Source organism: Paenibacillus yonginensis (assembly GCF_001685395.1).
Classification (GTDB): Bacteria; Bacillota; Bacilli; order Paenibacillales; family Paenibacillaceae; genus Fontibacillus; species Fontibacillus yonginensis.
The window spans coordinates 2,441,575-2,458,153 of the sequence record NZ_CP014167.1 but is presented as its reverse complement, the minus strand read 5'-3'; the positions used below and the strand labels follow the sequence as shown (position 1 = coordinate 2,458,153).

13 protein-coding genes are annotated in these 16,579 nt (G+C 52.9%); all 13 read left to right on the top strand.

What is annotated here, in order from left to right; all coding sequences use genetic code 11:
* Positions 1-5 precede the first annotated feature (5 nt).
* The 13 genes from AWM70_RS11320 to murB all read left to right on the top strand — a co-directional run bounded on the left by AWM70_RS11320 (position 6) and on the right by murB (position 16,563).
* The gene (locus AWM70_RS11320) at positions 6-1,271 is read left to right on the top strand and encodes an adenosylhomocysteinase (protein ID WP_068696451.1); all 1,266 of its coding nucleotides are present in this window, start codon (positions 6-8) and stop codon (positions 1,269-1,271) included.
* Positions 1,272-1,502: 231 nt separating this feature from the next.
* On the top strand, positions 1,503-1,940 hold the full coding sequence (gene mraZ, locus AWM70_RS11315) for a division/cell wall cluster transcriptional repressor MraZ (protein WP_068696449.1): 438 nt from the start codon (positions 1,503-1,505) through the stop codon (positions 1,938-1,940).
* Positions 1,941-2,001: 61 nt separating this feature from the next.
* Positions 2,002-2,961 (top strand): 16S rRNA (cytosine(1402)-N(4))-methyltransferase RsmH, encoded by a 960-nt coding sequence (gene rsmH, locus AWM70_RS11310; protein WP_068696447.1) that lies wholly within the window; start codon positions 2,002-2,004, stop codon positions 2,959-2,961.
* 53 nt (positions 2,962-3,014) lie between these two features.
* Complete coding sequence (locus AWM70_RS11305; RefSeq protein ID WP_068696445.1) at positions 3,015-3,443, top strand: hypothetical protein; 429 nt, start codon at positions 3,015-3,017, stop codon at positions 3,441-3,443.
* 20 nt (positions 3,444-3,463) lie between these two features.
* Positions 3,464-5,692, top strand: coding sequence for a PASTA domain-containing penicillin-binding protein (locus AWM70_RS11300; RefSeq protein WP_068696442.1), 2,229 nt, complete (start codon positions 3,464-3,466; stop codon positions 5,690-5,692).
* 129 nt (positions 5,693-5,821) lie between these two features.
* Positions 5,822-7,795 (top strand): stage V sporulation protein D, encoded by a 1,974-nt coding sequence (locus AWM70_RS11295; RefSeq protein WP_068700590.1) that lies wholly within the window; start codon positions 5,822-5,824, stop codon positions 7,793-7,795.
* Between the two features lie 53 nt (positions 7,796-7,848).
* The gene (locus AWM70_RS11290) at positions 7,849-9,339 is read left to right on the top strand and encodes a UDP-N-acetylmuramoyl-L-alanyl-D-glutamate--2,6-diaminopimelate ligase (RefSeq protein ID WP_068696441.1); all 1,491 of its coding nucleotides are present in this window, start codon (positions 7,849-7,851) and stop codon (positions 9,337-9,339) included.
* The gene (locus AWM70_RS11285) at positions 9,336-10,760 is read left to right on the top strand and encodes a UDP-N-acetylmuramoyl-tripeptide--D-alanyl-D-alanine ligase (protein WP_068696439.1); all 1,425 of its coding nucleotides are present in this window, start codon (positions 9,336-9,338) and stop codon (positions 10,758-10,760) included. Before AWM70_RS11290 ends, AWM70_RS11285 begins: the two co-directional genes overlap by 4 nt.
* Before the next feature lie 16 nt (positions 10,761-10,776).
* Positions 10,777-11,745 carry a phospho-N-acetylmuramoyl-pentapeptide-transferase gene (gene mraY, locus AWM70_RS11280; RefSeq protein ID WP_068696437.1) on the top strand — a complete coding sequence of 323 codons (969 nt, stop codon included), beginning with the start codon at positions 10,777-10,779 and terminating at the stop codon, positions 11,743-11,745.
* A gap of 3 nt (positions 11,746-11,748) precedes the next feature.
* Positions 11,749-13,176 carry a UDP-N-acetylmuramoyl-L-alanine--D-glutamate ligase gene (gene murD / locus AWM70_RS11275; protein ID WP_068696435.1) on the top strand — a complete coding sequence of 476 codons (1,428 nt, stop codon included), beginning with the start codon at positions 11,749-11,751 and terminating at the stop codon, positions 13,174-13,176.
* 53 nt (positions 13,177-13,229) lie between these two features.
* Positions 13,230-14,327 (top strand): stage V sporulation protein E, encoded by a 1,098-nt coding sequence (gene spoVE, locus AWM70_RS11270; protein ID WP_068696433.1) that lies wholly within the window; start codon positions 13,230-13,232, stop codon positions 14,325-14,327.
* Between the two features lie 4 nt (positions 14,328-14,331).
* Positions 14,332-15,444 (top strand): undecaprenyldiphospho-muramoylpentapeptide beta-N-acetylglucosaminyltransferase, encoded by a 1,113-nt coding sequence (gene murG / locus AWM70_RS11265; protein WP_068696431.1) that lies wholly within the window; start codon positions 14,332-14,334, stop codon positions 15,442-15,444.
* Positions 15,445-15,657: 213 nt separating this feature from the next.
* Positions 15,658-16,563 carry a UDP-N-acetylmuramate dehydrogenase gene (gene murB, locus AWM70_RS11260; RefSeq protein ID WP_068696429.1) on the top strand — a complete coding sequence of 302 codons (906 nt, stop codon included), beginning with the start codon at positions 15,658-15,660 and terminating at the stop codon, positions 16,561-16,563.
* The last annotated feature ends 16 nt before the right edge of the window (positions 16,564-16,579 follow it).

Below are 16,579 nucleotides of genomic sequence, written 5' to 3'. Positions count from 1 at the left end.
CAGGTATGGCAGCAAATGCACGGGAGAACAGCATTGTCGCTGATCTCGCTTTGGCTCCGCAGGGGCATCTCAAGATTGATTGGGTGGAAGCTCATATGCCGGTGCTCAGCCGGATCCGCAAGCAGTTTGAAGCTGAGAAGCCCTTTAAGGGGCTTAAAGTTACCATCTGTCTGCATCTGGAAGCCAAAACGGCTTATTTGGCCAAAGTAGTTCAGGCCGGAGGAGCGGAAGTAACGATTACCGGCAGCAATCCGCTGTCTACGCAGGATGATGTATGTGCGGCGCTTGTTGAAGACGGAGTTACGGTGTTTGCCAAATACAACCCGGACCCTGCCGAATATAAGCAGCTGGTTCGCAAATCGCTTGAATCCAAACCGGATCTGATTATCGACGATGGCGGGGATCTTGTTACGCTGCTGCAGTCCGAATGTCCCGAGCTTGGCGAGAATATCCGCGGCGGGGCGGAGGAGACAACAACCGGCATTATCCGCTTGAAGGCACTGGACAAGCAGAACCTGCTCAAATTCCCGATGGTGGCCGTCAACGATGCTTATTGCAAATATTTGTTCGATAATCGTTACGGCACAGGGCAGTCGGCCTGGGACGGCATTATCCGCACGACCAATCTGGTTGTTGCCGGCAAAACCGTGGTAGTTGTAGGTTATGGCTGGTGCGGCAAAGGGGTGGCGATGCGCGCCAAAGGTTTGGGAGCCAACGTAATTGTTACGGAAGTGGATGCGATTAAAGCGGTTGAGGCGCATATGGACGGCTTCCGCGTAATGCCGATGGTCGAAGCGGCCAAGCTGGGCGATTTCTTCATCACCGTTACCGGCAACAAATATGTGATTAATGGCGAGCATTATGACGTAATGAAAGACGGAGCAATCCTGTCCAATGCAGGACACTTTGACGTGGAATTCAGCAAACCGGATCTGGAAGCCAGAAGCGAATCGATTCGGACCGTGCGGAAAAATATCGAGGAATACCGGCTCAAGGACGGCCGCAAAATTTACGCGCTGGGCGAAGGCAGACTGGTTAATTTGGCGGCAGCTGACGGACATCCGGCGGAAATCATGGACACCACCTTTGCGCTGCAGGCGCTTGGTTTGAAATATGTCAATGATCACTACAAGGAAATGGGCAAAACGGTGATTAACGTTCCTTATGAAATCGATGAGCAGGTAGCCAGATACAAGCTGGAAAGCCTGGATATTGCGATTGATACCTTAAGTGACGAGCAACGAAAGTATTTGGAAAGCTGGCAGGCTTAAGCGGGGGATCTCCCCCAGCCATCTGCATGAAAAACAAGTGCGTGTAAGGTGAAGGAATCCTCTCCCTGCATAATCAGGGGGGAGGATTTTTTTTGTTATTTGTATGAAATTACCACAAACTTTTTTAAACGATTTAGCAGGAAAAACAAAAAGGGTGCAGAATAGTAATATTTCATGAGTGGTGAAAAGTGGGTTAAAGTGGGGCAAAGAGGTTAAGGAGTGGGTAGTCCGATGTTTATGGGGGAATTCCAGCATAGCATTGATGACAAAGGCCGGATTACGATCCCGGCTAAATTCCGCGACTCTTTAGGAACCACTTTTGTTGTCACCCGGGGTTTGGACCACTGCTTGTTTGTTTACCCCTTGTCGGAATGGGAAGTGCTCGAGACTAAGCTTAAGGCGCTTCCGCTGATGAAGTCCGATGCGCGGGCGTTTACCCGCTTTTTTTTCTCCGGGGCAACGGAATGCGAATGGGATAAACAGGGAAGGGTAAATTTACCGGCCAATTTAAGAGATTATGCGAAGCTGGAGAAGGAATGTGTCGTGCTTGGCGTATCCAACCGGGTAGAAATCTGGAATAGGGAAACCTGGAATCAGTATTTCGATCAATCGGAGGACACCTTTAACGAAATTGCTGAGAAACTTGTCGATTTTAATTTTGATTTGTAAATACCGATAAACGTCTTTGTAGATTGAAGTCGAATCGGATTGAATTTGGAGGTTTGCAGCTTTGTTCCATCACATCACAGTGCTTAAAGAAGAAGCGACAGAAGGGCTGCATATTAAGCCGGACGGCATTTATGTGGACTGTACGCTTGGAGGCGGCGGCCACAGCTCGGTTATTTTATCCAAACTTGGGCCAAAAGGGCGGCTTATTGCTTTTGATCAGGACGATTGGGCTCATGATAATGCCAAAGAAAGACTGCAAGCGTATGCGGACAGGCTGATTCTGGTCAAAAGCAATTTCCGCCATCTCGAGGAACAGCTCAGGACTCTGCCCGAAGTTCCGCAAGTGGATGGATATCCGCAGGTAGACGGCATTTTGTATGATCTGGGCGTATCTTCTCCCCAGTTTGATGAAGGGGAAAGAGGTTTCAGCTACAATTCGGATGCCCCGCTCGATATGCGGATGGACCGTTCCACGGACCTGACGGCACGGAATATCGTGAACGAATGGCCGGAGAAAGAGATCGCCAGAATCCTGTTCCAATATGGGGAGGAGAAATTCTCCAGACGGATTGCCAAGGTCATTGTAGAAGCCCGGCAGGAAACGCCGGTTGAAACAACCGGACAGCTGGTCGAGCTGATTAAGGCGGGCATACCGGCTGCGGCAAGACGGACGGGCGGACATCCTGCCAAACGGAGCTTTCAGGCGCTTCGCATTGCCGTTAATGACGAGTTAGGCGCCTTTGAGGACAGCTTGCATCAGGCGGTGCGCTGTCTGGCTCCCGGCGGGAGAGTCTCCGTGATCACCTTCCATTCCTTGGAGGACAGGCTGTGCAAGCAAATCTTTGCAGGCTATGTCAGCAAATGCGTCTGTCCACCAGACCTGCCGATGTGCGCTTGCGGAGCCAGCGAGAACGGCACGTTGAAATTGATTAACAGAAAGCCGATCGTGCCTTCTGCGGAAGAATTGGAGCAAAACCCGCGTGCCCGTTCGGCCAAATTGCGAGTCGCGGAGAAACTATAAAAATACTTGCATGCGAAAGAGCATAAATCAGCAAGTTGTGGAGGGTTATAAATATGGCTTATATGCGGGGCAACCTTGCAGTTCAAGAGAAAACAGCTGAAAGAGTACACGGAGCGCCCAAATATAGGGAAACTACAAAGGTTGTGACCCGCAAATCGCATCTGCCGATGCGGGAAAAGCTGCTTTATTTGATCACCATTGCCTGTGTGGTTGGCATTGCAGGTGTTTTGATCTGGAGAAACGCTTATCTTTACGAATTGAAAATGCAGGTACACAGCTCAGAGAATAACATCAAGACCTATAACACCCAAATTACGGAAGCTGAGGTACAGAAGCAGAAGCTGCTGGACCTGGTTCCGCAAAGAGCGCAGGATGAGCTCGGTTTCGTGGTCCCAGAGACCGACGGAATCAGAATCAATGGAACAGACGGTACGGTTACGGATGACACATCGGAAGATCTGCCTGCTACGGCCAAGAAATAAATGCAAGGAAGGTTGAGCGCATGACCAGAAGAATAAAGATGCGGACGCTGCTTATAGGGGGACTAACCACCCTCTTTTTTCTTGTCTTGATGACGCGGGTGTTCTGGATCCAGGTAGTCAACGCTGGATTCTGGCAGGATTATGCAGAGAAGCAGTGGTCCAAAAAGGAAGTCATTAAAGCGGCCCGCGGAACGATTACAGACCGGAATGGTGACACGCTGGCCGTCGATATTCCCGCTTATACAGTTGCGGTTAACCCCCGGATCATCGACAAATATAAAATCCAGGCTGAGGTAGTTGAAGGCTTGCATTCGATTTTGGGCAAACCGGAGAATGAGCTCCTGGAGCTTGTCAATGCCAAGGACAAGGATGGCAATTTATATGCCCAGCGCGAAGTGCGCCTTGAGGGCTGGAAAGTCGATCTGGATATCAAGAACAAGGTCGAGGCCCTGCAAAAGAAACTCAAGGAAGAGCACCATATCGCCGATTCGGGAATCTCTTTTGTCAATGAAACCAAACGGTATTATCCCCAGCAGTCGCTGGCTGCACACATCCTCGGTTATATGAACCGGGAAGGCGAACCGGTGTCCGGTCTGGAGGCATATTATAATAAACAGCTCGAGGGGCAAGACGGAGAGCTGCAGTACGAAGCCGATCCAAAGGGCATAGAAGTGCCCAAAGCAGACAAGATGTACACGCCGGTCAAAAATGGCGACGATATCAAATTAACCATCGATACTACGATTCAATATTATATCGAAACGGCCATGAAGAAAGCCTACGACGATCTGAAGCCGATCAGTATGACGGTGATTGCGGCCGATCCGAAGACGATGGATATATTGGGCATGGCGAATATGCCAACCTTTAATCCCAATACTTATTGGGAGGATTATAACCCGCAGAATTTCACCAACCATGCTTTGACGTCGGTTTATGAACCGGGCTCCACCTTCAAAATCGTAACGCTGGCCGGAGCGGTGCAGGAAGGGCTGTTTAATCCGAATGAAACCTACCAGTCCGGCAGCATCCGGGTACCGGGCCGTACGATTCACGATATCAACCGGTCCGGCTGGGGAACCATCAGCTTCTTGGAAGGTGTCAAACGTTCAAGTAACGTAGCTTTCGTCAAGCTGGGGTATGAGAAGCTGGGTCCTGAGAAGCTGAAGGACTACATTGAAAAATTCGGCTTCGGCCAGAAGACGGGGATCGAGCTTCCGGGTGAGCTTAAAGGTACGGTAAACATGCAGTACCCCGCCGACTATGCTGCCGCTTCCTATGGACACGGACAGCTGCTCGTCACGCCAATTCAGCAGGTTGCCGCGGTGTCCGCGGTGGCCAATGGCGGAAAGCTGCTTGAACCGCATATCATCAAATCCATAACCGATCCGAACACCGGAAAAACGACTGAAACCAAACCGAAGCTCGTGCGGCAGGTTATTGATCCGGATAAAGCCAAAGAGGTAGGCAGCTATCTGGAACAGGTCGTATCCGACCAAAAAATTGGTACCGGCCGTCATGCTTATATTGACGGATATCGGGTAGCCGGCAAGACGGGCACAGCTGTCAAGGTTGTGAATGGCGAATACGATTACTCCAAATCCGTTGTATCCTTCATTGGGTATGCCCCGGTAAATGATCCCAAAATTGTTGTGCTGGTTGTCATTGACCAGCCGCAGAACTCGGAGCTGGGAGGCAGTACCGCAGCTGCTCCAGTCTTCAAGGATATTGTCAGCAAAGCGCTGCCTTATATGGGCGTGCCTAAATCGACTGCAACTACCGAACAGCCAAATACAAAAGCGGCCGCTTCAGCAAAAGCCCCTACTTTGAAGGGGAAAACGCTGAAGGAAGCTACAAGCCAGCTGATCAACAGCGGCATCGCGTATGAGACGCTCGGCAAAGGCAGCAAGGTCATTTCCCAGTTCCCGAAAGAAGGGACGCCCATGGAGGCGGGGCAGGTGGTTTACCTGCTGACGGAGGAGAGCAAGACGATGGCGGTTCCGGATCTGACAGGTGAATCGCTCAGGGATGCCGTGGAGGTGCTGTCGCTGATGGGGATTTCCGTGACGGCTGAAGGAGAAGGATATGTAACCGGGCAATCCGTGACCGCAAACAAAGACGGAACAAGAAAAGTGCATTTGAAGCTGGCTCCTCCGTCAACGACACTAGACACTTCGTCCGGCGACAATTCCGATCCGGATGGCGGAAAAGCATTGGAGACCATTCAGGACGGCGAGCCTCCAGGATAGCTTGTTCTAACCCCCCGAAGCTCTGAATAAGCATGGTACTATATGGCAGCTGACAAGCCGCAATGCCGGCGTGTTCCCCAAAGCTGCCTTTAGCACCCGGTGTTCAGGGAAGAAAGGGGAAGCGTAATGATGAAGATTTCCGGTTTAACCATCCGCAAACGTTTGTTATGGCTGCTGCTGATTTTATGTTTTATGTTTGCGGCGCTGATCGTCAGGCTGGGGTATGTTCAGCTCGTCAAAGGTGAAGAGCTGTCGGCCAAAGCGGAGGACAATTGGCGGAGGAACATCCTCTTTGCGCCCAAACGTGGAGAGATTACGGACCGCAATGGCACGGCCCTTGCTTACAACATAACCACTCCGACTATTTTGGCTATTCCGGTTCAAATTAAAGACAAGCCGGGCACGGCCCGCAAGCTGGCCCCTCTCCTGGATATGACGGAGGAGCAGGTGCTTAAGCTGATTTCCAAAAAGCAATCCTCTGTGTACCTCAAGCCCGGCGGACGCAAAATTACGATGGAGAAGGCGCAGCAAATTCGTGATTTGGCGCTGCCGGGCATTGTTGTTGCCGAAGACAACAAAAGGTATTATCCTTATGGTGGACTTGCGGCTCATATCCTCGGGTTTACGGGGATCGACAATCAGGGGTTAACCGGTGTCGAGAAGAAATATGATTCTCAGCTGAACGGCATTCCCGGCAGCATCTCGTTTCTGTCGGATGCGGCGGGCAGACTGATGCCTGGCTCGGACGAAAAATATGCAGAGCCGAAAGACGGCTTGACGCTGCAGCTTACAATCGACAAATCGATCCAAAGCATTATGGAGCGCGAGCTGGATAAGGCCATGACCGATTTGAATGCCGACGGTGCCTGGTCGATTGCGATGAATCCGAAGAACGGGGAAATTCTCGGCATGGCCTCCAGGCCGGGGTATGAACCTGGATCCTATCAGGACTATTCTTCGGAGGTCTACAACCGGAACCTGCCGATCTGGATGACCTACGAGCCGGGCTCCACATTCAAAATTATCACGCTGGCCGCGGCTTTGGAGGAGAAGAAGGTCGATCTGCTGAACGATCGTTTCTTTGATCCCGGGTATGTCAAGGTTGGAGGAGCAACGCTTCGCTGCTGGAAAAAAGGCGGGCACGGCAGCCAAACCTTCCTGCAGGTGGTGGAGAATTCCTGCAACCCGGGGTTTGTTGCACTCGGTCAGAAACTTGGCAAAGACACGCTTTTCAAGTATATTAAGGACTTCGGCTTCGGCAGCAAAACGGGTATTGACCTTGGCGGTGAAGAGAACGGCATATTGTTCAAGCCTTCACAGGTCGGGCCGGTCGAACTGGCCACAACAGCTTTTGGCCAAGGCGTCTCCGTAACCCCGATCCAGCAGGTGGCGGCCGTATCGGCGGCTATTAACGGCGGCAATTTGTATAAGCCGCATGTTGCGAAGGCCTGGATTAATCCGGATACCGGCCAAACGGTGCAGGAGGAGCAGCCTGAGCTGGTGCGCAGGGTCATTTCCGAAGGGACCTCCGCCCAGATCCGATCAGCGCTCGAAAGCGTCGTAGCTAACGGTACCGGAGGCAACGCCTTTATTGACGGATACCGGGTAGGCGGCAAAACGGGGACAGCGCAGAAGGTCGTGAACGGACGTTATTCGGCGAACGAACATATTGTATCGTTTATCGGCTTCGCACCGGCAGACGACCCGCAAATTATCGTTTACACTGCTGTGGATAATCCGCAAGGCATTCAGTTCGGGGGCGTGGTCGCGGCGCCGATCGTCAAAAACATTTTGAAAAGTTCCCTCGAATATATGGGCGTCAAACCTAGAACCGATCAGCTCAGCAAGAAATACAAATACGGAGAAACGCCAACCGTTACGGTGCCGGATTTGGTGGGGCAATCGGTTGAAGATATATACGAGGATATGAATTCGAACTTTATGCTGGCGAGATCCGGTTCCGGCAACTACGTGATCAGTCAGGCTCCTAAGGCCGGAGCGCGCGTGCAAAAGGGTTCTACCATCCGGATTTATATGGGCAGCGAGAAAGAAGCCGATTCTGCAGTAGAAGAGCAGGAGAAGAACAACAAAAGCGGCAGTTAAACGCCGCAAAGATGACTATACTACTAGTAATCAGGAACATGGAGGGGTATACAATGCAGCTAAAAGATCTTGCGGCCTGTCTGGCCGGTTCGGTAATTATCGGTGACGGGAGCTCCTCCTGCCAAAATATTCAGATTGATTCCCGGAAAGTTGTTTCCGGGGATCTGTTTATTTGTTTGCCGGGACACACCGTGGATGGACATGACTTTGCCGCCCAGGCAGAAGCTAAGGGAGCAGCGGCGCTTGTTGTCGAGCGGCATTTGCCGGGCAGCCGGCTGCCGCAGCTGCTGGTGAAGGATGCCCGTCTGGCCATGGCCGTGCTGGCCAATGTGTATTTTCATTTTCCAAGCCGGAAATTAAAGGTTATTGGCATCACAGGCACCAACGGGAAGACCACGACGACGTATCTTCTCGACAGCATTCTGGAGCATGCCGGCAAAAAGACGGGCCTGATCGGCACGATTCAGCGCAAGGTGAACGGCGAGGCTTATCCGATGTCCGGAACGACGCCGGAGGCTCTTGATCTGCAAAGTTACCTGCACGAAATGGTGGAGAGCAAAACCGATTATTGCGTCATGGAGGTCTCTTCCCATGCGTTGGAGCAGGGCCGTGTAAAGGGAACCGAATTCCGTACGGCGATTTTCACTAATTTGACTCAGGACCATTTGGACTACCACAAGACGATGGAGGACTACCGGGCAGCCAAGGGGCTGTTTTTCTCCCGGCTGGGCAACGGTTATGCCGAACAGGAGGCGGACCGCAAATATGCCGTCTTGAATGCGGATGATGAAGCGTCCGCTTATTTTGCCAAACAGACAGCCGCAGAAGTTCTTACATACGGAGTGGAAAAGAAGGCCGATGTGCAGGCTTTTCAAATCAAGGTAACAGCGCGTGGCACGGAGTTCCATGTTCAGTCCTTCGCCGGAGCAGCGGATATTACCCTGCAGATGGTAGGGAAATTTAACGTCTATAATGCGCTTGCGGCAATCACGGCCGCCTTGCTCGAGGGAATACCGCTGGAGACGATCAAGGCAAGCCTCGAAACGGTCAAGGGGGTTGACGGCAGGGTAGAGGCGGTGGTTGAAGGCCAGCCCTATGCGGTTATCGTAGATTATGCCCATACGCCGGATGGACTGGAGAACGTGCTCAAGACGATCAAGGATTTTGCGGAAGGCAGGATCATCACCGTGTTTGGCTGCGGCGGCGACCGAGACAAGACAAAACGTCCGCTTATGGGCGGAATTGCCGCGAAATACAGCAACTATGTGGTCGTAACCTCCGATAATCCGCGGACGGAGAATCCGCAGCAGATTCTGATGGACATTGAAGCGGGGCTTAAAGACCCTCAAACGGCCACAACGCAATATGAGCTGATCGAAGACCGGCGTGAAGCCATTCACAAAGCTATTGAAATGGCAAGCCCCGGAGATGTAGTATTGATTGCGGGAAAAGGCCATGAAACCTACCAACTTATCGGCGGCCAGGTTCATGATTTCGACGATCGTATCGTTGCCAAAGAAGCTATAAGGGGTTTGACAAAGTGATAACAAGAACTTTACAAGAAATTGCCGCCATGTGCGGCGGACAATTAATAATGCCGGCCGGCCGGGAGAACGGGGCGGATGCCCGCATTCAAGGTGTTACGACGGACTCGCGTAAATTATCCGAGAACGTTTTGTTTGTCCCGTTGACCGGGGAGAACTTTGACGGGCATCATTTTGCAGCCGAGAGCCTTCGGCAGGGCGCCGGAGCTGTGCTCTGGTCCCGCAGCCGTAACGATTATCCGGCAGAAGGCCCGGTTATTCTGGTTGAAGATACGTTATCTGCGCTTCAGCAGCTCGCTAAAGCGTACCTGGAACAATGCGGAGCCCGTGTCATCGGCATTACAGGCAGCAACGGCAAAACTACAACCAAAGATATTGTAACGTCCCTTCTGTCTACGACTTATAAAGTGCATAAGACGCAGGGCAATTATAATAACCATATCGGCTTGCCGCTTACGATCCTCTCCATGCCAGAGGATACGGAAATGGCCGTGCTGGAAATGGGGATGAGCGCCCGCCGCGAAATCGAGCTGCTCTCCTCCATTGCCCGTCCGGAGACGGCGATCGTGACGAACATCGGCGAGTCCCACCTGGAGCATTTGGGCTCGCGAGAAGAGATAGCCCGCGCGAAGCTGGAAATTTTGGCGGGGATGAAGCCGAACGGCTTGTTTGTTTACAACGGCGATGAGCCGCTGATTCCTCAGGTTCTGGGCGAACCGGGAACCGTCAAACCTGAAGGGCTTCAAACCGTGACCTTCGGTTTAAGCGAGAACAATGATCTTTATCCGACCGGCATGATGTTCCTGGAGGCCGGAACGACCTTTACGGCAAGCCGTTATTATCCGCAGACTGCCTACACGCTTCCGCTGCTTGGCAAACATAATGTGGCTAATGCACTAGCGGCGATGGCCGTAGCAGCTCATTACGAAGTAAGCGCGGAGAATATTCGCAAAGGGCTTGAACAAACGAAGCTGACCGGCATGCGGATTGAGCTGTTGAAGGGGACGAGCGGCGTTACCATTCTGAATGATGCTTATAATGCGAGTCCAACCTCGGTGCGGGCGGCGCTGGAGGTGCTGGCCTCCATGAACGGATACAGCCGCAGAATTGCCGTGCTTGGCGATATGCTCGAGCTTGGCGCGGATGCGGAGCGCATGCATAAGGATGTGGGGCTGTTTGTTACGCCGGATAAAGCGGACCTGGTATTTGCCTATGGACCGCTGGGCGCGTTTATCGCAGAGGGAGCTGCCGAGCAGCTGCCGGCAGGGGCGGTGCAAGCCTTTGTTGACAAGACGAAGCTGATTGAGGCGCTTGAGGCTGTCATCCGGCCGGATGATGTGGTGCTGATTAAGGCTTCAAGAGGCAATCGGCTTGAAGAGGTCGCTCAGGCCGTTCAACATTTTACAGGAAAACAATCATAGCGAAAGGGGAGCCATTATGGATTTTCAACTTATACTTTTAACGATCGGCGTTTCCTTTATTCTCGCCGTGATTGCTGCACCGCTGTTCATTCCTTTGCTGCGCCGCCTGAAGTTCGGGCAGCAGATCCGGGGCGAAGGCCCGCAAAGCCATTTGAAGAAAGCCGGAACCCCAACGATGGGCGGCATCATTATTATGGTGGCTTTTACTATTGCTTTCTTGAAATTTACGAATAAAATGGATACCGACTTTTATGTGCTGCTCATCGCTTCACTCGGCTTCGGGCTGGTCGGCTTTCTGGACGACTATATCAAGATCGTATTTAAACGGTCGCTAGGTTTGACGGCGAAGCAAAAGCTGTTCGGCCAGCTTCTGTTTGCCGTTATTATTTGCATTCTGCTTATCCGCAATGGCCACAGCACAGCTATCGGCATTCCGGGCACGCATTATTCCTTCGACTGGACTGGCTGGTTTTATTATCCGTTTATTGTGATTATGATGCTCGCCATCAGCAACGCGGTGAACTTTACGGACGGTCTTGACGGGCTGCTGTCGGGCGTGAGCGCAATTGCTTTCGGCGCTTTCGCTGTCGTAGCCATTCAGGCGACTTCGCTGCCTGCCGCCGTATGTGCGGCCGCGATGATTGGCGCTGTGCTGGGCTTCCTGGTCTTTAATGCGCATCCGGCCAAAGTCTTTATGGGCGATACAGGCTCTCTCGGCATCGGAGGAGCGATTGCGGCGATTGCGATTGTCACCAAAAGCGAGTTGTTGTTCCTCGTGATCGGCGGTATTTTTGTAATTGAAATGCTGTCCGTGGTGCTGCAGGTAGGTTCCTTTAAGCTTCGCGGCAAACGGATCTTCAAAATGAGCCCGATCCACCATCACTTTGAGCTGTCCGGCTGGTCGGAATGGCGGGTGGTCGTCACCTTCTGGGCGGTTGGCCTGGTGCTGGCCGGTATCGGACTTTATCTCAATAAGGGGTTGTAAGTTATGAATCATCCTGAACATTACCGTGGACAAGATGTCGTTGTTCTGGGGCTGGCAAGAAGCGGAGTCGAAGTAGCGAAAGTTATGTTTAAGCTTGGAGCTAACGTTATCGTTAACGATAAGAAAGACAGGTCCGAATGTCCCGAAGCATCCGAATTGGAGGCTTTGGGAATTTCTGTTGTTTGCGGCGGTCATCCGGACGGGCTGATTCACAAGGGGACTTCTTTGGTTATTAAAAACCCGGGCATCCCTTATACGGCACCTCCTGTTCAGACGGCTCTCGATCTGGGAATTGAGGTTGTAACCGAGGTAGAGGTTGCATATTGGCTGTGCAAGGCGCCGATGATTGGAATCACCGGCTCCAACGGTAAGACGACCACGACCACCTGGACGGGGAAAATGCTCGAAGCGGCCGGATTATCTCCTATTGTCGCCGGCAATATCGGCATTCCGCTGACCGAAGCTTCGCTGAAGGCAACGCCGGACGACTATATGGTCGTTGAGCTCAGCAGCTTCCAGCTGAAAGGCACGCAGGCTTTCCGCCCGCGGGTCGCTTGTCTGCTTAATGTTGTGGAGACCCATCTGGATTATCACAAAACGATGGAGGATTATGTTGCCTCCAAAGCCAAGCTGTTCGCCAATCAGCAGGATGCCGATACGGCGATCCTGAATTGGGATGACCCGGTCTGCCGTGAGCTTGTGCCTTATATCCAAGCACAGCTGCTGCCGTTCTCCATGACGGAGCGGCTGCCTCAAGGCGGTATTTACGTCGAACCTCCTTATGCCGATAAAGAAGATGACAGCCTGGACCGGCAAGTCATTTACCGTAAACCTAATGGGGAAACGGTCATGCTGGTGCATACTTCGGAAATTGGCCTTCCAGGCCGTTTCAACGTGGAGAACGCGCTGGCTGCTGCAGCCTGCGCGATTGCTGCCGGGGCTGAGCCTGCTAAGCTGGCGGAGCCGCTGCGCAGCTTCCGCGGCGTAGAACACCGGCTGGAGTTCGTAGAGGAAAAGAACGGGGTAGTCTATTACAACAACTCCAAAGCTACCAATTCCAAAGCAACTGCCATGGCGATCGGCGCACTCAGCGCACCGATTGTATTGATTGCGGGCGGGCTGGACCGCGGTTCCGATTATATGGATCTCCTGCCCTCCCTGCAGGATAAAAAAGTGAAGGCCGTAGTGGCTCTGGGCCAGACGAAAGATAAAATCGCACAGGTCGCCAAACTGGCGGGGATATCCTCGGTAATCGCCGTCGATAATGAGGAGGACGCCGCCGATACGCTGCGCCGCGCGATCCGGGAAGCCGAAGGGCTGGCAAACAAAGGAGATGTGGTTCTATTATCTCCCGCCTGCGCGAGCTGGGACATGTTTGCTTCCTATGAAGAGCGTGGACGCATTTTTAAAGAGGCGGTGCATAACCTTTAAGTAGGGGGGTATCTGACAAGCCCCTACTTCTGCATATGAGGTGGCTTCCGCTTATGAGCAAGTTGCGCCGTGCGCCGGATATTTGGCTTCTGATCAGCATCATAAGCCTGCTGGCGATTGGAATGGTCATGGTATACAGCGCAGGGTCCGTGCTGGGGTTCCATGATCATGGAGACTCTTTTTATTTCTTGAAGAGACAGCTCTTGTTTGCATTTCTTGGTTTGATTGCTATGTTCTTTATGATGAACTTCGACTATCGGCGGCTGCGGAAATACGCCAAGCTGGGTCTGCTGGTCTGCTTCGGTCTGCTGGTCATCGTGCTGATTCCCGGCATCGGTGCGGTCCGGGGCGGGGCTAGAAGCTGGCTTGGCATTAGTTCGTTCGGAATCCAGCCGTCGGAATTTATGAAGCTGGGGATGATTTTGTTCCTGTCGTATTGGCTCAGCAAGGACACCTATGATATCACCCGCTTTGTAAAAGGTTTGCTGCCGCCGCTCGGCGTGAGCGGACTGGCCTTTGGCCTGATCATGCTGCAGCCCGATTTGGGCACAGGCACGGTCATGATGGGGGCGGCCATGCTGATTATTTTCACGGCGGGCGCACGGTTTCAGCATTTGACCGGACTAGCCATGCTGGGGGTAGCCGGGTTCGTGGGATTGGTTCTCGCTGCGCCGTACCGGCTGCAGAGGATTACGGCTTTCCTTGATCCATGGTCTGACCCGCTTGGCGCGGGTTATCAGATTATCCAGTCGCTTTATGCGATCGGACCGGGGGGACTGGCCGGTCTGGGACTTGGCATGAGCCGGCAGAAGTTCAGCTATGTCCCCGAGCCGCAGACGGATTTTATTTTCTCGATTTTGTCTGAAGAACTAGGGTTCATAGGCGGTACGCTGGTGCTGCTCCTGTTCCTCATCCTTGTCTGGAGAGGCATGCGGGTAGCGATGACGATTGAAGACAAATTCGGCAGCTTTTTGGCCGTCGGCATTGTGGGCATGGTAGCCATACAAGTAATTATTAATATCGGGGTAGTTATTGGGCTGATGCCGGTGACGGGCATTACGCTCCCGCTCATCAGCTACGGCGGTTCATCGCTGACGCTGATGCTGACGGCACTCGGCATCCTGCTGAATCTATCCCGGCACGCGAGGTGATTTTATGCGAATTGTGCTCACAGGCGGCGGCACGGGCGGACACATATATCCGGCGCTGGCCGTAGCGAAGCAATTCAGCGAAGAAGTTCCGGGAACGGAATTCCTGTATATCGGCGGGACCAAGGGGCTTGAAAGCAAGCTGGTTCCACAAGAAAACATCCGGTTTGAGGCCATAGAGATTACGGGCTTCCGCCGCAAGCTGTCCTTCGACAATGTCAAGACGGTTATGCGCTTTCTAAAAGGGGTCCGCACCTCCAAACGTCTGCTTAAGGAATTCAAGCCGGACGTGGTGATCGGTACGGGCGGATATGTGTGTGGTCCGGTCGTTTATGCCGCCGCGAAGCTTGGCATTCCGTCGGTTATTCATGAGCAGAATGCGGTTCCCGGGTTGACCAACAAATTTTTGAGCAAATATGTGAACGCAGTAGCGGTAAGTTTTGAAGGAACCGAGCAGGCCTTCCCGGGAGCCAAAGCGGTGGAATACACCGGCAATCCCCGGGCCACAACTGTGTTTAAAGCGGACAAGGAGCGTGGTTACGCTTCTCTTGGACTTCCTTCCGGCAGCGACATCGTGCTGGTAGCGGGTGGCAGCAGAGGCGCTAAAGCGATCAATGAAGCCATGATTGATATGGCTGCTTTAACCGAGAAGCTGCCTAATGTCCATTTTGTTTATGTAACCGGAGAAAGCTATTATGAGGCAACCGTTAAGGAGATTCGGAAAAAAGCGGGCAGAATGCCTTCACGGCTTCATGTGCTGCCTTACATACACAATATGCCTGAGGTGCTCGCGGTCACGAAGGTGATCGCCGGTCGTTCGGGCGCTTCGTTTCTAGCTGAGGTAACATCGCTTGGCATCCCTTCGATCCTGATTCCTTCGCCCAATGTAACCAATAATCACCAGGAGAAAAATGCACGCAACCTGGAAGCGGCCGGAGCGGCATCGGTTATTTTGGAAACAAATCTGTCCGGTCAAACGTTATTTCAGGAGATCCAGCGCCTGATGAAGGATGAACCGGCCAGACAAGCAATGGCGGAAGCGGCACGGAAGCGGGGCAAGCCCGACTCGGCTCATGTCATTGTTGAAATGCTTCGCCGTTTGGCCGGTGGCAATGGCTGAACGGCTGAACTGCTGAACTGCTGAATCGCTGAGCGGGTAGTGATCCGGGCATTTGTCACACTCTGTAAGAGGTTTTCATAAGATACCCTATAATCGTGACAATCACCCCAAGAGACTGAAGCCAGCGATATGAACGAGCGGCGGACGGCCTCGTCCTGAAGCCGCCGGATGGCTGCGGAGCAAGGCAGCCAAAGCCAACAGGAGGGATTACGTTTGCAGCCATGGATTTCGCAGTTAGCCGAACACGAGGTTGGAGCTGTCCTGACGGACGAACCGATGTCCAGACATACAACCTGGAAGATCGGCGGTCCTGCTGATGCCTTGATTATTCCTGAGCACAAGGGGCAGCTTCAGAAGCTGATCCGGCTGCTGCACCTGCAGCGGATTCCCTGGATGCTGCTCGGCAAGGGCTCGAATTTGCTTGTCTCTGATAAAGGAATCCGCGGAGCTGTGATCAAACTTGGTGCATCTTTTGAGTTTGCCGAGTTTCGGGGCAGGGAAGTGGAGGCCGGAGGAGGCACTTCGTTTGTCAGTCTAAGCGTAATGGCCGGCAAAAAGGGGCTAACGGGACTGGAATTTGCTTCCGGTATTCCTGGAACTGTCGGCGGCGCCGTTTATATGAACGCCGGGGCTCACGGGTCTGATGTGTCGCGAGTATTTAAGTCTGCTGAAATTGTACTGGAGAACGGTGAATTGGTAACCTGCGGGTCTGAGGAGATGGCCTTTCAATACCGGCACTCCTTCCTTCATCGCAGAAGAGGAGCGGTTGTCGGGGCCGTATTCGAACTGGAGGAAGGCAATCCGGAATCCATCAGAGCCTCCATGGCCGCCTTCAAGGAACGGCGCAGGAATACGCAGCCGCTTCAAATGCCGTGCGCCGGCAGCGTGTTCAGAAACCCTCCCGGCGATTTTGCCGCAAGGCTGATTGAATCGGCAGGTTTAAAAGGAACCCGGGTAGGCGGTGCCGAGATTTCCGGGGTTCATGCCAATTTTATCGTCAACACCGGGCAAGCGACAGCGGAGGACGTTCTCACCCTTATGAATCACATCAGGAATACGATTGCAGACCGCAGCGGAGTTGAACTCGTTCCTGAAGTGTTTGTGGTGGGTGAGCGGTAAACTCGGAGGTGATACA